We start from the raw sequence: 18,319 nt of genomic DNA, 5'->3' as shown, positions 1-18,319 counted from the left end.
CGTCACTCCGGCTGCCCGAACAGGCCACGCGGGCGCACCACGAGGACCGCGGTGAGCAGCAGGTACGGGATCGCCATCTGCGCGCGCGGCAGGACCTGCGTCCCGAACGCCTCGAGGAGCCCGAGCAGGAGCGCGCCCACGAACGCCCCCGGGAAGCTGCCGAGCCCGCCGACCACCACCACGATGAAGCTCTCGATGATGATCCGCTCGCCCATGGCCGGGCCCACGCTCTGGTGCGGCGCCGCCAGCGCGCCGCCCAGGGCGGCGAGCGCGGTGCCGAACACGAACACGCCCGTGAAGAGGCGCGGGACGCGGATCCCCACCCCGGCCGCCATCTCCCGGTCCGAGGCCGCGGCGCGGACGATCTTGCCGAAGCGCGTGAAGCGGAAGAGCGACCACAGGCCGGCGCCCACGAGCGGCCCGAGCGCCACCAGGAACAGGCGGTACACCGGGAACGAGTAGCCCGCGATCGGCACCGTCCCCGCGAGGAGGGCCGGGGGCTCGACCACGTGGTACCCGGGTCCCCACAGCAGCCGGATGCCGTCCTCCAGCACGAGGAGGACGGCGAAGGTGAGGAGCAGCTGGTGGGACGCGTCTCGCCCGTACACCGGGCGGAGGAGGCCCGCCTCGATCGCGCCGCCGAGCACCGCGACGGCGATGGGCGCCGTCGCGAGCCCGACCCAGAACGACCCGGTCCAGCGCGCGAGCTGCATGCACGCGTAGGCGCCGAGCATGAAGAGGGCGCCGTGGGCGAAGTTCAGCACCCCGGCCACGCCGAAGATCGTCGTGAGCCCCATCGCGATGAGGAAGAGCAGCATCCCCCACGAGAGGCCGTTCAGCGCGTTGACGAGGGCGAGGTCCAAGCGTCGCGGCCGCCGCCGTCAGCGCGTCATCTTGCAACCGGTCTCGGCGACCGGCGGCGTGATCGCGTCCCCGGGGAAGCGGCGCATCGGCTCGAGGATGCGGATGTCGAAGCCCTTCCCCGCCGCGGTCCGCCCCCACACGCCGTCCTGGACCGCCTGGTGGTCCTCGGCGCGGATGACGATCTTGCCGAGCGGCACCTCCACCGCGAGCCCCTCCAGCGCCTTCGCCACCGCCGCCTTGTCGGTGCTCTTCGCCTTCTCCGCCGCCGCCTTGTAGGCGAGCACGGCGGCGTAGGCGCCGTGCGCGTTGTACGACGGGTACACGCCGAACTTCTTGCGGTAGCCCTCCACGAACGCCTTGTTCATCGGCGAGGCGCTCCCCTGGAACCAGTAGCGCGTCCCGACCCACAGGCCCGCCGGCATCCGGTCCCCGAGCGCGGTGAGCACCTCGGTGGCCGCGCCGAGCGTCATGAGGATCTCGCGCTTCCCCTTGAAGAAGCCGAGCTCGTTCGCCTGCTTCACGAAGTCGATGAGGTTGCCGCCCCACAGCGACACCAGCACGCCGTCCGCGTCGGAGGCCATGACCTTCGTGATGTACGGGGAGAAGTCCGTGGTCTTCGACGGCGGGAAGGCCGCCTCGCCGTCCGCGACGAACGTCACGCCGGGCTTCTTCCGGGCGAGGTCCTTCTTGAAGTACTCCCACGACTCGTGGCCGAACGCGTAGTCCGGGCCCACCGTCGTCCAGCGTCTCGCCTTGCCCTCCGCGGCGATGGTGGAGGCGATGGCGATGTTCTGCGGGAGCGACAGCGAGATCCTGAAGGTCCACGCGTTGCAGCGCGCGCCGGTGACGTGCGGGGTGGCGGCGTGGGTGATGATGAGCGGCGTCTCCAGCTCGGGCATCACCGGCGCGACGCCCTCGGCGGTCCCGGAGGAGTCGAGCCCGATCACCGCGTCGACGCCGTCGTCGAAGACCAGCTTCCGCACCACGCGGATGCCCACGTCCGGCTTGCCGGCCTCGTCCTCGAAGCGGGCCTCCACCTGTCGCCCGAGGATGCCGCCCTGCCGGTTCACCTCCTCGATGGCGAGCTCCGCGCCCTGCCGGGCGAACTGGCCGTAGATCGCGTTCGTGCCGGAGAAGATGTACGCGAAGCCGAGCTTCACGGGCTTGCCGCGCTGGGCGGTGGCCGCGCCGGGCGCGAGGAGCGCGGACGCGAGGACGAGAGCGACGGCGAGGCGAGGGCGCATCGTGGGGACCTCCGGAGTTCGGGCGGACCCACGGAGTCTCGCAAGGCGCATCACACCGGGTGCGTTCCCGGTCGGGCCCTACTCATGCGGGATCCGGCGGCCCCGACGGCGCGGGCGCTGCGCGCGGGCGATGCCCGAGCACCGTCCCGTAGGCGACCCCGGCCACGCCGACCAGGATCCCCGCCGCGCCCGCGGCGCTCACGCGCTCGCCGAGCAGCAGCGCGGCGAGGAGGTACTGCGCGAGCGGGGTGAGCTGCAGCCAGACCGCGGCCTCGCCGACGTTGAGCGCCCCGTACGCCTCGGTCATGAGGACCTGCGCCGCGTAGGCGGCGAGGCCCATGACGACGGCGATCCCCCACAGCGCCGGGGAGCCCGGCCAGGGGCCGAGCGCGAAGGGCAGCGCGACCGGGAGGCCCCCGAGGCTGAAGTAGAAGAAGATGGTCGCGGCGTTGTCGGTCGCGCGCATGGCGCGGATCACCACCGCGGAGAGCGCCGCGAACACCGCCGCACCCACCGCGAGCGCCTCGCCCGTCCCCACCCCGAGCGCGAGCGAGCCGTCGCCGAGCACCAGCACCACCCCCGCCGTCGCCAGCACGAGCGCGAGGGCGAGGTGGATCGTCGGCCGCTCGCCGAAGGCGCGGATGGAGAGCGCCGTCGCGATGACGGGGAACAGGTTGTAGAGCATGCCCGCCTCGCCGGCGGGGATCCGCTCGAGGGCGAGGAAATACAGCACGACCACGATCCCGCCCGACACGCCCCGCGTCCAGAGCAGGCGCCGGTTCATCGGCCGGTAGAGGCCGGGGCGCAGCCGGAAGGCGACGAGCGAGACCGCCGCGCCCACCACGAAGCGGATCACGGTGAGCTGCCCCGCGCTGAAGCGGGGGCCACCGTGCGTCGAGAGGAGCCGCGCCAGCACGGCCATGAGGCCGAAGGAGGCGGCGGAGGCGACGAGCAGCAGGCGGGCGCGGAGCTTGGCCGAGCGGGCGACGTCGCTCACGGCTCCTCCGCCGGGAGCCCGGCGGCGATGCGCGCCTCCGGCGAGCGGGCCTCGCGCGGACGGTGACCGAGCACCGACCCGTACACGATCCCGGCCACGCCGAGCAGCACTCCGACGAGGGTCCAGCCGCCGATCCGCTCGCCGATGGTGAGCGCCCACAGGTAGCTCGCGATCGGCGTGAGCTGCTGCCAGAGGGCCGCCTCGGGGACGGAGAGGGCGCCGTACGCCTCGGTCATGAGGAGCTGCGCGAGGAAGGCCACGACCCCGACCCCGAGGGCGGCGATCCAGGCGAGCGGGGCGGACGGCCACGGCGCGAAGGCATACGGGAGCGAGGCGGCGACGCCGCCCACCGCGAAGGCGAAGAAGATGGTCGGGGCGTTGTCCGTCGCCCGCAGCGCGCGGATGGAGGTGACCGCCGCGCCGCCGCACATGGCCGAGACGACGCCGAGGATCTCCCCCACCCCCAGCCCGAGCGACACGCCCCCGCCGCCGAGCACGAGGAAGACGCCGGCGCTCGCGAGCGCCAGCCCCACGCCGAGGTGGATGGTGGGCCGCTCGTTCAGGATGAACAGCGAGAGGAGCACCGCCCAGATCGGGAAGGTGTTGTTGAGGAGCGTCGCCTCGCCCGCCGGGATGCGCTCGATGGAGAGGAAGTAGAGCAGCGCGGCGATGCCGCCGAAGAAGCCGCGCGAGACGAGCAGCGCCTTGCGCCGCGGACGGAACGTCCCCGGCCGCGCGACGAAGAGCCCGCCCACGAAGCCGACGCCGAGCACGAAGCGCGCGAAGGTCACCTGGCCGCCGCTCATCCCCGCCTGCGTCGCGAGGCGCGCCAGCACGGCGGAGAGCCCGAAGAGCACCCCGGCGCCGAACAGCAGCAGCCGTGCGCGCGCGGACGCCCGCTCGCTCGCCAGGTGGGCGGACGGCGGCGCGGGCGCCACCTCGGCGCCGCGGGGGGCGGCGGGACCGGCGACGGCGGGCGGCGGGGGGGAAACGGCCATGGATTCCCGCGTCTACCACCACTCCCCGCGAGGGGGAAGCCGCCGCGCCGGGCCGGAGGCCCGCCGGGCGCCGGCTCCGGTCCACGACGCCTCGCCGGGGGCGACGCGGCTGGCCAAAGGGGCCCTGTTCCGTTAGACAACGCGCCACATGAGCGAGCCCGATTCCATCACCGTCAAGGGCGCGCGCGAGCACAACCTCAAGTCGGTCACCCTCGAGATCCCGAAGAAGAAGCTGGTGGTGTTCACCGGCGTCTCCGGGTCGGGGAAGTCCTCGCTCGCGTTCGACACCCTCTACGCCGAGGGGCAGCGCCGCTACGTCGAGTCCCTCTCGTCCTACGCGCGCCAGTTCCTCGGGCAGATGGAGAAGCCCAGGTACGACACCATCCGCGGGCTGTCGCCGACGATCTCCATCGAGCAGAAGGCGGCGTCGAACAACCCGCGCTCGACGGTGGGGACCATCACCGAGGTCCACGACTACCTGCGCGTCCTGTACGCCTCGATCGGCCTCCAGCACTGCCCCTCGTGCGGGCGGCCGGTCGGGAAGCAGACGGCCCAGCAGATCGTCGAGGCCATCCTCCAGTACCCGGAGGGCGCGCGCATCCTCGTGCTCGCCCCCCTCGTGCAGAACCGCAAGGGTGAGTACAAGGACCTCCTCGTCGACCTCGGCAAGCGCGGCTTCGCGCGCGTGCGCGTGGACGGGATGATCCACCAGCTCACCGAGCGGCTCGTCCTCGACAAGAAGCTGAAGCACGACATCGAGCTCGTGGTCGATCGCCTCGTCGTGAAGGAGGGGATCCGCTCCCGGCTCACCGACTCCGTCGAGACGGCGCTGCGCGAGGGCAAGGGGACGCTCGTCGTCGCCGACGCCGACAAGGAGCAGAAGGTCGGCCCCGGCATCGATCCGGAGGAGTACAAGACGCACGACCGCTTCTTCTCCGAGCTGAACGCCTGCCACGCCTGCGGGCTCAGCTTCGGCGAGCTCGCGCCGCAGAGCTTCTCCTTCAACTCCCCGCTCGGCTCCTGCCCCGACTGCCAGGGGCTCGGGACGCGCGCGGAGATGGATCCGGACCTCATCATCCCCGATCCGTCGCTCACCATCCGCCAGGGCGCGGTCGAGCCGTGGGCGAGCGGGATGGAGCGGGGCGAGGGCTGGACCTTCGAGTTCGTGGAGCACCTCGCCCGCTCGCTCAAGATCGACCTCGACCTGCCCTGGGCGAAGCTCCCGAAGGCGCACCGCGACGCGATCCTCCTCGGCACCGACGCGGTCGCGAACGGCGGGCGCTCCTGGCGCATCGAGTTCGAGGGCGTCGTGAACCAGCTCTACCGCCGGCTGAAGGCGACGGGCTCCGAGCAGATGCGGCGCTACTACATGCGCTACTTCTCGGACAAGCCCTGCCACACGTGCGGCGGCGAGCGGCTCAAGCCGGAGAGCCGCGCGGTGCGCATCCGCGGCAAGGGGATCGTGGAGCTCTCCCGGCTCACCATCCAGGACGCCCACGCCTGGCTGGGGTCGCTCGATCTCAAGGGCAGCGAGGCGAAGATCGCCGACGAGCTCCTCAAGGAGATCAAGAACCGGCTCAAGTTCCTGCTCGACGTCGGGCTCAGCTACCTCACGCTCGATCGCCCCGGCCCGTCGCTCTCCGGCGGCGAGAGCCAGCGCATCCGGCTCGCCTCGCAGATGGGCTCGGAGCTCACCGGCGTCATCTACATCCTCGACGAGCCGTCGATCGGGCTCCACCAGCGCGACAACGGCAAGCTCCTCGCCACCCTCAAGCGGCTCCGCGACGTCGGCAACTCGGTCATCGTCGTCGAGCACGACGAGGAGACGATGGAGGAGGCCGACTGGCTCGTGGACTTCGGTCCGGGGGCCGGCGCGCACGGCGGCGAGATCGTCAGCGCGGGGACGCCGGCCGAGGTGAAGCGCGATCCGGCGTCGCTCACCGGCGCCTACCTCTCGGGGCGGAAGGAGATCTACGTCCCCGACCGGCGCCGCACCGAGGACAAGGGCGCGATCACCATCTCCGGCGCCACCGAGAACAACCTCAAGGACCTCACCGCGTCGTTCCCGCTCGGCCGCTTCACGGCGGTGACCGGCGTCTCCGGGGCGGGCAAGTCCACGCTCGTGAACGCGATCCTCCGCCCCGCGCTGATGCGCCACCTCTACTCCACGCGCGAGGTGCCCGGGAAGCACCAGGCGCTCACCGGCTGGGAGAAGATCGACAAGGTCATCGACATCAACCAGCAGCCCATCGGCCGCACGCCGCGGTCGAACCCCGCCACCTACACCAAGGTCTTCGACGCCATCCGCGAGGTGTTCGCCCAGACGCCGGAGGCGCGCGCGTTCGGGTACCAGCCCGGCCGCTTCAGCTTCAACGTGAAGGGGGGCCGCTGCGAGGCGTGCCAGGGCGACGGCATGAAGCTCGTCGAGATGCACTTCCTCGCCGACGTGCTCGTGCCCTGCGAGGTCTGCGGCGGCAAGCGCTTCAACGAGGCGACGCTGCGGGTGACCTTCAAGGGCAAGAACATCGCCGAGGTGCTCGACCTCTCCATCGCCGAGGCGAAGGGGCTCTTCGAGCACCACCGCGAGATCGCGCGCATCCTCACCACCCTCGAGGACGTGGGCCTCGGCTACATCAAGCTCGGGCAGCCCTCCCCCACCCTCTCCGGCGGCGAGGCGCAGCGCATCAAGCTCTCGCGCGAGCTGGCCCGCGTCGGCACCGGCAAGACGCTCTACATCCTCGACGAGCCCACCACCGGCCTGCACTTCGAGGACGTGAAGAAGCTGCTCGCCGTGCTCGACCGGCTGGTGGACGCCGGCAACACGGTCGTCGTCATCGAGCACAACCTCGACGTCATCAAGTGCGCCGACTGGATCATCGACATCGGCCCGGAGGGCGGCGCGGACGGCGGCCTCGTCATCGCCGAGGGCACGCCCGAGGAGGTGGCGCGGGTGGAGGAGAGCTACACCGGCCAGTTCCTCGCCAAGGTGCTCGAGAACCACCGCCAGCGTGCGCGGCGCGCCGCCTCGCCCCAGGGCGCGACCCGCGGGGCGCAGCGGGTGGGGGCGTAGGGCTCGCCGCGACGTTCTCGGCGCCACGTCAGGCGGCGAGGGATCACCTCGGTTCCCTCACGAGCGCGTGTCGGCGCGCCATCCGGCCACCGTCCGCGCACAGCGCGGCGACACGGCGCCAGAACCCGGCGAGCTCGGCGGTCGCTCGGGACGGCTCCGCCATGGTGTGGGCCTCGGCCGGATCCTGCCTCGGAGCCTCCGACGTGCTTGGGAATCACGAATCGTGACCCTGAACCGGTAGCGCACCCCGCATCACGGCGCGTGGCGAAGGACCGCCCATCGCCCTTCTCGACGCGCCTCGGCCCTCGGGGAACGTCCCGCAGATCGCCGGCGCTGCCCCGTCACATCCGCCGGCGCGCCGCCTCCTTGCGCTGCCGGCCCGTCCGCTGCAAAAGGAGCGAAATGCGCACCCTCGTCGCCCTCCTCTGCCTCGCCTTCGCCGTCTCCACCTCGGCAGCCCCTGCTCGAACGGGCCCGTCGAAGCCCGCGCCGGCCTCGAAGCCGTCCGCGGCCGATCCGGAGGCGCTCCGCTGGGACCTCTCCCCGCTCTACCCGTCCGACGCCGCCTGGACCGAGCACAAGTCCGCGCTCGCGAAGCGCGTGGCGGAGTTCCGCGAGAGGCACGAGGGCAAGCTGGCGTCCTCCGGGAAGGCGCTGGCGGACGCGCTCGTCCAGCTCGCTGAGCTCCGCATGCAGCACGAGCGGCTGTTCGCCTACGCCATGATGCGGAGCGACGGCGACCTCAAGGCCGCGCGCCCCCGCGAGCTGCGGCAGGAGGCGGAGCGGCTCGGCGTCGAGCTGGAGGCGGCGACGTCGTTCGTCCGCCCGGAGGTCCTCGCCGTCGAGGGGGCGCGCGTGCAGGCCTTCCAGAAGGAGGAGCCGCGCCTCGCGGCCTTCGACTTCTTCCTCGCCGACCTCCTCCGCTGGAAGCCGCACACCCTCACGGCGCGGGAGGAGCGGATCGTCGCCCAGGCGGGAGAGCTCGCCGGCGCGGCGCCGGCGGTGCACGGGGTCCTCACGAACGCCGACATCCCGTGGCCCACGGTGAGGCTCTCGACCGGGGAGCAGATCCGCCTCGACCCCGCCGGCTACCAGCGGGCACGCACCGCCGCGTCGCCGGCCGACCGCGAGAAGGTGTTCCGCGCGTTCTTCGGCGCGGTGAAGACCTACGAGCGGACCCTCGGCGCGGCGCTCGACGCGCAGGTGAAGGCCCACCGCTTCGAGAAGGACGTGCGCGGGTTCCGGTCCTCGCTCGAGTCCTCGCTCTTCGGCGCCAACCTGCCGCCGGCCGTGTACCACCAGCTCCTCGCCGACGTGAACCGGAGCCTGCCCACGCTCCACCGCTACCTCGCCCTGCGCCAGCGGATGCTCGGCCTGAAGGCGCTGCGCTACGAGGACCTGTACGCGCCGCTCGTGAAGGACGTGGACCAGCGCTACACGCCCGCCGAGGGCGTCGCGCTCACGCTGGAGGCGGTCGCGCCGCTGGGTGCGCCCTACGTCGACGCCCTGCGGGCCGCGCTCGACGACCGCTGGACCGACTTCCTGCCGCGCCCCGGGAAGCGCTCCGGGGCGTACTCGATGGGCGTCTACGCGGTCCACCCCTACCAGCTGCTCAACTACAACGGCCAGTGGGAGGACGTCTCGACCCTCGCCCACGAGGCCGGCCACACCATGCACTCGGCCCTGGCGGCGAAGGCGCAGCCGTTCGCGAAGTACGACTACCCGACCTTCGTGGCGGAGGTCGCCTCCACGCTGAACGAGAACCTGCTCCTCCACCGCGTCCTCGATCGGACGAAGGACGACGCGACGCGGCTGTTCCTCCTCGGCCGCCACCTGGAGACGCTCCGCACCACCCTCTTCCGCCAGACGATGTTCGCGGAGTTCGAGCTCGCCGCGCACGAGCGGGCCGAGAAGGGGCAGGCGCTCTCCGGGGAGGCGCTCTCGGCGCTCTACCTCGACCTCGTCCGCAAGTACTACGGCCACGACCAGGGGATCTGCCGGGTGGACGCGGCGTACGGGGTGGAGTGGGCCTCGGTGCCGCACTTCTTCCACTACGACTTCTACGTGTTCCAGTACGCGACCAGCCTCGTCGCGTCGACGTCGCTCGCGAAGACCCTCCGCGAGGAGGCCACGGCGGGCGGCACCGCCGCGCGCGACCGCTACCTGGCGATGCTCGCCGCGGGCGGCTCGCGCTACGCCATCGACCTCCTGAAGGACGCCGGCGTGGACATGACCACCTCCGCGCCGTTCACCGCGGCGATGGAGGAGATGAACCGCGTGATGGACGACATGGAGGCGCTCCTCGCGCGGGGCGGACGGACCCGTGCGGCACGGTGAGCCCGCGGTGGCCTCGCGCTAGATCGTGGCGGTGATCGAGCTCCGCATCTGCATCGACGTGCCCGACCTGGAGCGCGCGGTGCGCTTCTACACGGACGCGCTCGGGCTCGTGCCCGGACGGCGCTTCGGGGCCGCCGGGGTCGAGCTGCTGGGCGGCCCCTGTCCCGTGGACCTCCTCGTGAAGCAGCCGGGGACGCGCGCGAACCCTGGGTCCGCGCAGGTCCGCGACTTCGCCCGCCACTGGACGCCGGTCCACCTCGACGTGGTGGTCCCCGACCTCGACGCCGCCCTCCCGCGCGCCCTCGCCGCCGGCGCGACCCAGGAGGGCGAGGTCCAGACGCACGCCTGGGGCCGCCTCTCGCTCCTCGCCGATCCCTTCGGGCACGGGCTCTGCCTGCTCCAGATGACCGGCCGAGGCTACGACGCGATCGCGAGCGGGTGATCGAGGCCCCCGGCCGGCGTCGAGGCTGGGCCGCCGGCTGCTATTCTCCGCCCGTGGCCGGGCTGTTCTATTCGCGACGTGTTCGCGGCCCTGACCGGGGCTGGCATCCCGTTCGTGGTGGTCGGCGGCGTCGCCGTGAACCTCCAGGGCGTGCCGCGCTTCACCGACGAGGCAACCCTACCCCCGCGCGCCGCGCTCCGCTCCAGGCCCGGCGCGCGGCGGCTTCGGCTCCCCCTCGCCGGCGAGCTCCCGCCGCGCCTCGGCCACCGCCTCGCCGGAGCGCTCGACCGCGGTCCCGGCGCCGCCCTGCCGCCGCAGCCGCCAGGCCCGCGCGACGAGGGAGATCCCGAGCCAACCGGCGAGCACGGCGAACGGCATCGCCACCACGCGCGGCCAAGCCGCGCCGACCACCGCCAGCGCCAGGAGCACCGCGGCGGCGATCGCGAGGAGGCGCGCCTCCGCGCGGCCGAGCACGCGGTACCCACCGAGCGCGGCGCCGACGGCGTTGCCGATGCGGAGCGCCCCGGCCGCCGCGACGGCCGAGCCCTCCCGCCGGCGGCGGCGAGCGAGCGGCGGCGGGCGCGGCCGCTTCGGGAGGGGGTGCACGGGCTGGACGCGCCGGCGCGCGTCGAGCACGATCTCCGTCGCGCGCGCGAGGTCCTCCTCGTAGGCCGCCTCCAGCTGGCGCGCGAACCCGTCGTCGTCGATGGCGACGTCCAGCTCCCAGTTGGCGAGCCACGAGGACAGGTTCAGGTTCGACGACCCGACCCGCGCCCAGCGCCCGTCCGCGACCGCGGTCTTCGCGTGGAGCATGGCGCCGTTCCACTCGAAGATGCGGACCCCCGCCTCGAGCAGCGGGCGGTAGCCCGCGACCGACAGCCGCTTCACGAGGCCCAGATCCGACTCGCCCGGCACGAGCAGGCGCACGTCCACGGCGTCCTGCGCGGCGGCGCGGAGCGCCTGGACGTACGCGGCGGTGCCGACGAAGTACGCGTCGGTGATCCAGAGCGAGCGGCGCGCCATCGCCGCCACGAGGTGGTCCAGCCGATAGAGCCCCGACGTCGCCGGCTCGCTCGCCACCACGCGCAGCGCGACCTCGCCCGCCGCGGGGATCTGGTCCGGAGCGGGCAGCTCCTCCTCCGGGAGCGGCGCCCCCGCCTCGTCCCAGACCTGGGCGAACGCGCGCGCGAGGTCCGCCACCGCCGGCCCGCGCACCTCCATCCCGGTGTCGCGCCACGGCTCGACGCCGCGCGCCGGATCCCCCGCCCAGCGCTCGGCGACGCAGAGCCCCGTCACGAACCCGACCCGGTCGTCGACCACCACGCTCTTGCGGTGATCCCGGCCCACCCATCCGAGCGGGCTGTCCACGCGCGGCGGGTTGAAGGTGCGCACCTCGACGCCCGCGTCCTGGAGACGGCGCCAGAAGCCTCGAGATGCCTCGCCCAGCCCGCCGAGCCAGTCCTGGAGGACGCGCACGCGGACGCCCGCGCGCGCCTTCTCGGCCAGGAGCGCGGCGAACTCCCGGCCCACCCGATCGTCCGCGAAGATGTAGGCCTCGAAGAGCACGCTCTCCCGGGCGCCGGAGATGGCCTCGAGCCAGGCGGGGAAGTTCTCCCCGGCGTCCCTGAGCAGCCGCACCGCGTTCCCGCCAACGAGCGGCGCGCCCGCCGCGCGCGTGAACGCCTGCTCGGCGAGCAGCCGCAGCGACGCACCGCCCGGGCGGCGGCGAGGCGCCGGAGCCCCGGGGACGCGGGCGGCGGGGACGGCGGGCGAGCGGGAGACGCGCGGCACCGCTCAAGCATTCTCTTTCCGAGCGCGCCATGCATGGTCCCGACCGGGCCGCAGCGGGAGGGAGGGCGGCAGCCCGATCGTCAGCGATACACCGCCTCGTAGCCTCGCTCGACGAGCGAGAGCGCGCCGCTGCGGATGTCCATCATCGCGCAGTGAACCGGCAGCCGGGGCAGGAACGGCGCGCTGCGGATCGCCTCGACGCTCTCGAGCGCGGCCTCGCGCGCGTCCTTCACGAGCCCGAAGAACGCGGCAGCGTCCTCCGGGATGTCCTCGCCGAGGACCCCGCGCGCCTTCATGACCCGCTTCAGCTCGCCCTCGGTGACGCGGGCGACGCCGCAGTCGGTGTGCGGAAGGACGAGCACCTCCTGGCAGTCGTTCACGTAGATGGCGGCCGCGAGCGCGCGGAGCATCTCCGAGCCCTTCGGCAGGTGCGCGCCGGGCACCCGGACCACCACCGCGTGGCCGCGCTCGACGCCGAGCTTGCTCCCGAAGAAGTGCGTGAGGCGCGGATCGACGCAGGTGACGATGCAGAGGTGCCGGGCGGCCACGTACGAGCCCGGGTCGGGCTGCACGTCGCTCTCGGCGCGGCGGTTGGCTTCGAGGATCTCGTCGAGGAGGGCCATGTGTGCTCCGGGGCGAGGCGGCCGAACAAGCTACGCGGCTCGGCCCCGGCAAGGCAATCCCGGCCGGCGCTTTTCGACCTGCCGAGAAACGCGACGGCCGCCCCGGGCTCCGGGACGGCCGCGGATCGCCGGTGCCTGACGAGCGACTAGGTCTTCTTCTCGTCGGCCTTCTTGGCGCCCTTGTGGGCGGCGCAGTGCGGGCACTGGCACTTTTCGCCGCACTTGCACTCCTTGCCCTCCTTCGCGCAGGCGCACGAGTGGGCGGCGTCGGCCTTGTCGCCCTTCTTCGCCTCGCCGGTCGCGGCCTGGGCGTGGTGCGGGCAGCTCTTGCAGTCACCGTCGCAGGCGGTCGCCGGGCGAGCCGCGACGAGGGCCAGCGCGGCCACCGCCGCGAGCAGGGTCTTCATCATGTGTGAACCTCCAATGGGTGAGCGGACCGCGTGGACGGCCGCGGCCCGCGCAGCGTACGGACGGCGCGGGAGTGGTGTCAACCGTGCGGTCGGGCGCGGGGGGGCTGCTCGTCGGGGCGGTGCGCGGGCCGCTCGCCCGCGAGGTGGATCGCGCCCCGATCGGCCGCTAGATTGGCCTCCGGATGACGAACCTCGACATCGATCGGCTGCTCCAGCTGCTCCGTGATCCGAACGTGGAGAGCCAGGAGATCGCGGCGCTCACCGGCGTGCCTCGCGAGGAGGCCGGGCGCGCCTCGCGGCTGCTGCTGGGCCTCGGTCGCGCGAAGCCGGAGGACGTCGCGACGCTGCCGGCCCCGCTCGCGGCGGCGCTGTGCCGCGCCGCCCTCGTCGCCGGGCGCACCGACCTGCTCGCGGCGCTCGCCGGCCACTCCGGCAAGGAGATCGCGAAGGAGGCGAAGCGCGGCCTGCACGTCCTCCGCTCCCGCGGCGTCGCGGTGCCGGACCTGCCGCGCCCCGCCGCGCCGACGGGGGCGGCGCCCCCGGAGCCGGCGCTGCCCGCGTACGAATCGGCCATCGACGGGCAAGGCGAGCGCGCCGTGTGGCTGGCGCGGAGCGTGCCCGGGAAGGGGATCGAGGTGGCGCAGGCGATCGTCTCCGATCTGCGCGGCCTCGTGGAGCTGCAGGTGGGCCTGCTCGGCCGGAAGGAGTGGCGGGCGTTCGCGAAGGGGCTCGTCGAGCGCGGGGCCGCCATGGGCGTCGGGGAGGTGGATCGCGAGCGGGTGCGCTCGCTCGTCGTGGCCGCGCGAGCGCTGAACGACGCGAGCGGCCAGCGCGTCCCCGAAGGCGCGGACCTCTGGCTCGCGCAGCTCGGCCCCGCCGCGCCCCTCCCCGATCCCGCCGCGCGGTCGGCGCCGCTGCCGGAGGAGGAGGAGCGCGACGCGGTGGCCGCCTCGGGCAAGCTCCACGACCTGCCGCTCTTCCGCGGCTGGCTCGCCGACGAGGCGTACCTCCGCGCGGTGGCTGCGCGGCTCGACGAGGTCTCCGTGTCGCCGCTGTACATCGACGACCGGCAGCGGGCCGAGCAGATGGCGCGCGTCGTGGCCGACGCGGTGGACGGCTACTTCGACGACGAGCACCGGCGCCGCCACGCGGCGCGGCTCCACGCGGTGGCGGAGCACCTCGAGGCGCGCGGCGACGTCGCGCACGCGCGCTCGGCGGCCGCGACCGCGCGCGCCCTGCTCGCGGGAGCGGCGCCCCACGGCATCCCCTTCGCGCGACTCCTCGTCGAGAAGGCGTTCCCGCTCGCCCCGCCCGCTGCGGCCGCGGGGAGCCCGCCCCCGCCCGGCGCCCCGCCGCTCATCGTCGCGCCGCGCTGACCGGGCACCCAGGGACGCATTGACCCTCCACCCGCCGCCGCGCTAGGTCTCGCCCATGCCGGAGCACCGCAGCCCCTCGCCGACGGTGGACGTGGTCGTCCTCCTCCCCGGCGATCGCGTCGTCCTCGTCCGCCGCAAGTTCCCACCGCCGGGGTGGGCGCTGCCGGGCGGCTTCGTCGACGAGGGCGAGACGCTCGAGGCGGCCGCCGTCCGCGAGGCCCGCGAGGAGACCGGCCTCGACGTCCGGCTCGAGGACCTCCTCTACGTCTACTCCGACCCGCGCCGCGATCCCCGCCGCCACACCACGAGCGCGGTGTTCCTGGGGCGAGCCTCCGGCGAGCCGCAGGGCGCGGACGACGCGGACGAGGCCCGCGCCTTCACCTGGGACGCGCTCCCGTCGCCGCTCGCCTTCGATCACGCCGAGATCCTGAGGGACGCGCGGACGTTCCTCCTCACCGGAGCGCGCCGGCGCCCATGACCACTCTCTCCGCCACCGAGCGCGCCGCGCTCCTCGGGATCGCGCGCGGCGCGATCCTCGGCCACCTGGGGATCGCGCCGGCCCCGGCGCTCCCCTCCTCCGGCCCGCTCGCCGAGCCCCGGGGCGCCTTCGTCACCCTCCACGTGGGCGCCGCGCTGCGAGGCTGCGTCGGCACGTTCCGGCCCGACGGATCCCTCGCCCGCACCGTCGCGAGCATCGCGGTGAGCGCCGCGAAGGAGGACCCGCGCTTCCCGCCGCTCCGCGCCGACGAGATCGCCGACCTGCGCGTCGCGGTCTCGGTCCTCGCGGCGCCGCACCGCCTCGACGACCGGCGCGCCGTGAAGGTGGGGACCCACGGGATCCTCGTGCGGCGCGGGTGGCACCGGGGCGCGCTCCTGCCGAAGGTCGCCGTCGAGCAGGGCTGGGACGCGGAGACCTTCCTGTCGCGCTGCTGCCTCAAGGCCGGCCTGCCGGCGCGCGCCTGGCAGGAGGCGGAGACGGAGGTCGAGGTGTTCGAGGCCGACGAGTTCGGCGAGGGGGGAGAGCCGTGAGCACCGCCCTCGCCATCGTGGCCGCGGTGCTGGCGGTCTCGCTCCTCATCGTCCTGCACGAGGCGGGGCACTACCTCGCGGCGCGCGCGTTCGGCATGCGCGTCGAGCGCTTCAGCGTGGGCTTCGGCCCCGTCGTCGCGGCGTTCCGGCGCGGCGAGACGGAGTTCGCCGTCTCGGCCCTCCCGCTCGGAGGGTACGTGCGCATCGCCGGCATGTCGCCGGGCGACGACGTGGACCCGGCGGACCGGCGCGCCTACGCGAACCAGGCCGCCTGGCGCCGCTTCGCCGTCATCCTCGCCGGCCCGGCCATGAACTACGTGACCGCCGTGCTGGTCGCGGCGGCGTTGCTCGCCACCATCGGCCTGCGCGCGCCGGATCCCGCGCCGCGCGTCGGCGCGCTCGTCCCGGACATGCCGGCCGCCGCGGCGGGGCTCCAGCCGGGCGACCGGATCCTGACCGTCGCCGGCGCGCCGGTGGACTCGTTCCGCGCGCTCGTGGCGGAGCTGCAGCGCCACCCGGGGGAGCGGATCCAGCTCGAGGTCGAGCGCGGCGGCGAGCGGCTCTCGCTGCCCATCACGCCCCGCGACGACGGCGGCGTGGGGCGCGTCGGGTTCGCGCAGGCGCAGCAGGTCGTGCGCCGCGGGCCCGGCGCGGCGCTGGTCGAGGGGCTCGACCGCACGAACGCGGCCGCGGGGGCGCAGCTGGCGGCGTTCGGCGGCATGTTCTCCGGCAAGCAGCGCGCCGAGCTCTCGGGGCCGGTCGGGATCGCCCAGGAGCTGGTGCGCGGCGCGCGCCAGGGGGCCGAGCCCTTCCTCGCCCTCGTGTGGACGATCTCCATCGTCCTCGCGATCCTGAACCTGCTGCCCATCCCGGCCCTCGACGGCGGCCGGCTGGTGTTCCTCGCGTGGGAGATGATCACGCGGCGCAGGGTGAACGAGAAGGTGGAGAACTACGTCCACCTCGCCGGCTTCGTCGCGCTCGTCGCCCTCATCCTCGCGGTGACCATCTTCGGCGACCTCGCGCGGCTCTTCGGCCGGTGAGGCGCCAGGAGCTCGCTCGATGTCGATCCACGTCCTCTACTTCGCCGGCGCGCGCGAGGCGGCCGGCACCTCCCGCGAGACGCTCGCGCGCGCCCCGGCGACGGTCGCGGAGCTGCGCGCCTCGCTCGCCGAAGCCCACCCCGCGCTGACCCGGATCCTGCCGCGCTGCCGCATCGCGGTCGATCAGGAGTTCGCCCCGGACGACGCGCCCCTGCGCGACGGGGCCGAGGTCGCCGTCGTGCCGCCCGTCTCCGGCGGCGCGCCGGACGCCGAGCGCGACCCGCGCTTCCAGGTGGTGGACCGGCCGCTCGCGCTCGCCGAGGTGGTGGACGCGGTGTCCGCGCCGGGCCGCGGCGGGATCGTCACCTTCACCGGCGCGGTGCGCGGCGAGTCGCACGGCAAGCGGGTCCTCCGGCTCGAGTACGAGGCCTACGGCCCGATGGCGGCGCGGAAGCTCGCCGAGATCGGCGCCGAGGTCGCCCGCGCGCACGGCGTGGAGGTGGCGATCGTCCACCGCGTGGGCGTGCTCGCGCCCGGCGAGGCGGCGGTGGTCATCGCCTGCGCCGCCGCGCACCGCACGCCGGCCTTCCGCGCCTGCGAGGCGTGCATCGAGCGGCTGAAGCAGGACGTGCCCATCTGGAAGCGCGAGGTGTTCGAGGACGGGTCGGAGTGGGTGGGACTCGGGCCGTGACGCGGCCCCGTGCTATCCTCCCCCGCCCGTGAAGGTGCTCCTCGCCGACGACGACGCGCTCATCCGGGCGATCGTCTCCGACCTCCTCGCCGAGCTGGGCCACGGCGTGGTCGCCGCGCAGGACGGCGCGGAGGCCGTGGCGCTCTCCGCCCGCGAGCGCCCGGACGTGCTCGTGCTCGACCTGCTCATGCCGCGCCTCTCCGGCCTCGATGCCCTGCGCGCCATGCGCGCCGCGGGCGTCGCCGCGCCGGCGGTGCTGCTCACCGCCATCACCGACGGCAGCGTGCGCGCGCTGGAGGGCGCCGAGGAGGTGGCCGTGGTGCTCGAGAAGCCGGTCTCGCGGAGGGCCCTCGCGCGGGCGCTCGCGCGCGCCTCGGAGCCGCGGTGAGGCTGCAGCGGACGCTCCTGCTCCTCGTGGTGTGCGCCAGCGCCGGCCCGACGGCGCTGGTCGTGGGGCTGCTGGCCCGCGGCCACGCGCGCCTCGACGCCGCGAGCGTCGCCGTCGCCGCCGCCTCCTTCGTGGTCTCGACGGCGCTCTCCGTCCTGGTCGCGCGGCGCGTCACGGGCCCGCTCGGCGAGTGCGTCCGCGGCGCGCTCGAGATCGCCCGCGGCCGCTTCGGCAGCGAGGTGCGCGTCCGCGCAGGCGACGAGCTCGGCGATCTCGCCTACACCTTCAACCACATGTCGCGCGAGCTCGCGCGCTACGACGGCGAGAACCGCCGCCTCATCCACGACCTCGAGGCGGGCTACCTCGACACGCTGCGGAGCCTCGCCTCGGCCATCGACGCCAAGGACCCGTACACGCGCGGCCACTCCGAGCGCGTCGCGGAGCTCGCCGTCGAGATCGGGCGCGAGCTCGGGCAGCCGAGGGAGACGATCGCCGCGCTCGTGTACGGGGGGATCCTGCACGACATCGGCAAGATCGGCGTGCCGGACGCGATCCTCTCCAAGCGCGCCGCCCTCACCCCGGAGGAGCGCGAGCTCGTCCACGCCCACCCCGCGGCCGGCGCGGAGATCGTCGCCGGCGTGGAGTTCCTGCGCGCGGCGGTCCCTGCCATCCGCGGCCACCACGAGCGCTGGGACGGCGACGGATACCCCGACCGGCTGCGCGGCGAGGAGATCCCGCTCGTCGCGCGGATCGTGAACGCCGCCGACACCTGGGACGCCTGCACCTCCAACCGCCCGTACCAGCCGGCCCTCGCGACGGGCGACGCGCTGCCCCTCCTCGCCGAGCTGCGCGGGACGCAGATCGACCCGGCGGTCCACGACGCGCTGCTCGCGGTGCTGGGCCGGCGCGCCGCGGCGAGCGGCGAGTCCTCCGCAGCCTGACGCCCACCCCGGCTCTGCCGCCTGACGCTCACCCGCGCCCGGGCGTGGGTCGATGTGCGCGGCCGACCGCTTGCCTCC

The 18,319-nt window shown here is 74.3% G+C and carries 17 protein-coding genes; 10 read left to right on the top strand and 7 right to left on the bottom strand.

From position 1 onward, the window contains the following. Nucleotides 1–2: 2 nt before the first annotated feature. From ANAE109_RS05965 to ANAE109_RS05950, 4 genes are all read right to left on the bottom strand, one after another. Nucleotides 3–863 carry a branched-chain amino acid ABC transporter permease gene (locus ANAE109_RS05965; RefSeq protein ID WP_011985488.1) on the bottom strand — a complete coding sequence of 287 codons (861 nt, stop codon included), beginning with the start codon at nucleotides 861–863 and terminating at the stop codon, nucleotides 3–5. Between the two features lie 18 nt (nucleotides 864–881). Then, the gene (locus tag ANAE109_RS05960) at nucleotides 882–2,108 is read right to left on the bottom strand and encodes an ABC transporter substrate-binding protein (RefSeq protein ID WP_011985487.1); all 1,227 of its coding nucleotides are present in this window, start codon (nucleotides 2,106–2,108) and stop codon (nucleotides 882–884) included. Between the two features lie 82 nt (nucleotides 2,109–2,190). Further along, on the bottom strand, nucleotides 2,191–3,105 hold the full coding sequence (locus ANAE109_RS05955) for a DMT family transporter (protein WP_011985486.1): 915 nt from the start codon (nucleotides 3,103–3,105) through the stop codon (nucleotides 2,191–2,193). Continuing rightward, nucleotides 3,102–4,103, bottom strand: a complete 1,002-nt coding sequence (locus tag ANAE109_RS05950) for a DMT family transporter (RefSeq protein WP_011985485.1) — start codon at nucleotides 4,101–4,103, stop codon at nucleotides 3,102–3,104. Before ANAE109_RS05950 ends, ANAE109_RS05955 begins: the two co-directional genes overlap by 4 nt. 148 nt (nucleotides 4,104–4,251) lie before the next feature. Here ANAE109_RS05950 and uvrA point away from each other — a divergent pair, with 148 nt between their 5' ends. The 3 genes from uvrA (at nucleotide 4,252) to ANAE109_RS05935 (ending at nucleotide 9,952) form a co-directional block, all read left to right on the top strand. After that, nucleotides 4,252–7,173, top strand: a complete 2,922-nt coding sequence (gene uvrA, locus ANAE109_RS05945; protein WP_011985484.1) for an excinuclease ABC subunit UvrA — start codon at nucleotides 4,252–4,254, stop codon at nucleotides 7,171–7,173. 402 nt (nucleotides 7,174–7,575) lie between these two features. Further along, nucleotides 7,576–9,510: a M3 family oligoendopeptidase gene (locus ANAE109_RS05940; RefSeq protein WP_011985483.1), complete on the top strand. Its 1,935-nt coding sequence runs from the start codon at nucleotides 7,576–7,578 to the stop codon at nucleotides 9,508–9,510. Between the two features lie 31 nt (nucleotides 9,511–9,541). After that, the gene (locus ANAE109_RS05935) at nucleotides 9,542–9,952 is read left to right on the top strand and encodes a VOC family protein (protein ID WP_041448898.1); all 411 of its coding nucleotides are present in this window, start codon (nucleotides 9,542–9,544) and stop codon (nucleotides 9,950–9,952) included. Between the two features lie 177 nt (nucleotides 9,953–10,129). On the opposite strand, the gene ANAE109_RS05930 is transcribed toward ANAE109_RS05935, so the two are convergent. From ANAE109_RS05930 to ANAE109_RS05920, 3 genes are all read right to left on the bottom strand, one after another. Further along, the gene (locus tag ANAE109_RS05930; RefSeq protein ID WP_011985481.1) at nucleotides 10,130–11,743 is read right to left on the bottom strand and encodes a phosphatidylserine/phosphatidylglycerophosphate/cardiolipin synthase family protein; all 1,614 of its coding nucleotides are present in this window, start codon (nucleotides 11,741–11,743) and stop codon (nucleotides 10,130–10,132) included. Between the two features lie 80 nt (nucleotides 11,744–11,823). Beyond that, a complete protein-coding gene (locus tag ANAE109_RS05925) occupies nucleotides 11,824–12,366 on the bottom strand; it encodes a carbonic anhydrase (protein ID WP_011985480.1) in 543 nt (180 codons plus the stop codon). A 146-nt stretch (nucleotides 12,367–12,512) separates the two neighbouring features. Next, on the bottom strand, nucleotides 12,513–12,776 hold the full coding sequence (locus tag ANAE109_RS05920; RefSeq protein WP_011985479.1) for a hypothetical protein: 264 nt from the start codon (nucleotides 12,774–12,776) through the stop codon (nucleotides 12,513–12,515). Nucleotides 12,777–12,958: 182 nt separating this feature from the next. Between ANAE109_RS05920 and ANAE109_RS05915 the strand changes: the two genes are divergently transcribed. From ANAE109_RS05915 to ANAE109_RS05885, 7 genes are read left to right on the top strand one after another with little or no spacing between them, the layout of a single operon-like run. Then, nucleotides 12,959–14,152, top strand: coding sequence for a hypothetical protein (locus ANAE109_RS05915; protein ID WP_011985478.1), 1,194 nt, complete (start codon nucleotides 12,959–12,961; stop codon nucleotides 14,150–14,152). Between the two features lie 55 nt (nucleotides 14,153–14,207). Next, a complete protein-coding gene (locus ANAE109_RS05910) occupies nucleotides 14,208–14,630 on the top strand; it encodes an NUDIX hydrolase (protein ID WP_011985477.1) in 423 nt (140 codons plus the stop codon). After that, on the top strand, nucleotides 14,627–15,181 hold the full coding sequence (amrA, locus tag ANAE109_RS05905) for an AmmeMemoRadiSam system protein A (RefSeq protein WP_011985476.1): 555 nt from the start codon (nucleotides 14,627–14,629) through the stop codon (nucleotides 15,179–15,181). Before ANAE109_RS05910 ends, amrA begins: the two co-directional genes overlap by 4 nt. Continuing rightward, a complete protein-coding gene (gene rseP, locus ANAE109_RS05900) occupies nucleotides 15,178–16,221 on the top strand; it encodes an RIP metalloprotease RseP (protein WP_011985475.1) in 1,044 nt (347 codons plus the stop codon). The genes amrA and rseP overlap by 4 nt, the downstream gene beginning before the upstream one ends. 19 nt (nucleotides 16,222–16,240) lie before the next feature. Continuing rightward, nucleotides 16,241–16,912: a molybdopterin converting factor subunit 1 gene (gene moaD / locus ANAE109_RS05895; protein WP_011985474.1), complete on the top strand. Its 672-nt coding sequence runs from the start codon at nucleotides 16,241–16,243 to the stop codon at nucleotides 16,910–16,912. Between the two features lie 28 nt (nucleotides 16,913–16,940). Further along, nucleotides 16,941–17,300 carry a response regulator transcription factor gene (locus tag ANAE109_RS05890; protein ID WP_011985473.1) on the top strand — a complete coding sequence of 120 codons (360 nt, stop codon included), beginning with the start codon at nucleotides 16,941–16,943 and terminating at the stop codon, nucleotides 17,298–17,300. Then, nucleotides 17,297–18,241 (top strand): HD-GYP domain-containing protein, encoded by a 945-nt coding sequence (locus ANAE109_RS05885; RefSeq protein ID WP_011985472.1) that lies wholly within the window; start codon nucleotides 17,297–17,299, stop codon nucleotides 18,239–18,241. The genes ANAE109_RS05890 and ANAE109_RS05885 overlap by 4 nt, the downstream gene beginning before the upstream one ends. Nucleotides 18,242–18,319: the final 78 nt, after the last annotated feature.

Source organism: Anaeromyxobacter sp. Fw109-5 (assembly GCF_000017505.1).
Classification (GTDB): Bacteria; Myxococcota; Myxococcia; order Myxococcales; family Anaeromyxobacteraceae; genus Anaeromyxobacter.
The sequence above is the reverse complement of the archived record's forward strand: the minus strand, read 5'-3'. Positions and strand labels throughout refer to the sequence as shown.

Excerpts from the sequence above, each read along its gene's own strand:
- ANAE109_RS05960 (WP_011985487.1), bottom strand. The coding sequence starts at position 2,108 with ATGCGCCCTCGCCTCGCCGTCGCTCTCGTCCTCGCGTCCGCGCTCCTC.
- ANAE109_RS05950 (WP_011985485.1), bottom strand. The coding sequence starts at position 4,103 with ATGGCCGTTTCCCCCCCGCCGCCCGCCGTCGCCGGTCCCGCCGCCCCC.
- uvrA (WP_011985484.1), top strand. The coding sequence starts at position 4,252 with ATGAGCGAGCCCGATTCCATCACCGTCAAGGGCGCGCGCGAGCACAAC.
- ANAE109_RS05940 (WP_011985483.1), top strand. The coding sequence starts at position 7,576 with ATGCGCACCCTCGTCGCCCTCCTCTGCCTCGCCTTCGCCGTCTCCACC.
- ANAE109_RS05925 (WP_011985480.1), bottom strand. The coding sequence starts at position 12,366 with ATGGCCCTCCTCGACGAGATCCTCGAAGCCAACCGCCGCGCCGAGAGC.
- ANAE109_RS05920 (WP_011985479.1), bottom strand. The coding sequence starts at position 12,776 with ATGATGAAGACCCTGCTCGCGGCGGTGGCCGCGCTGGCCCTCGTCGCG.
- ANAE109_RS05915 (WP_011985478.1), top strand. The coding sequence starts at position 12,959 with ATGACGAACCTCGACATCGATCGGCTGCTCCAGCTGCTCCGTGATCCG.
- ANAE109_RS05910 (WP_011985477.1), top strand. The coding sequence starts at position 14,208 with ATGCCGGAGCACCGCAGCCCCTCGCCGACGGTGGACGTGGTCGTCCTC.
- amrA (WP_011985476.1), top strand. The coding sequence starts at position 14,627 with ATGACCACTCTCTCCGCCACCGAGCGCGCCGCGCTCCTCGGGATCGCG.
- moaD (WP_011985474.1), top strand. The coding sequence starts at position 16,241 with ATGTCGATCCACGTCCTCTACTTCGCCGGCGCGCGCGAGGCGGCCGGC.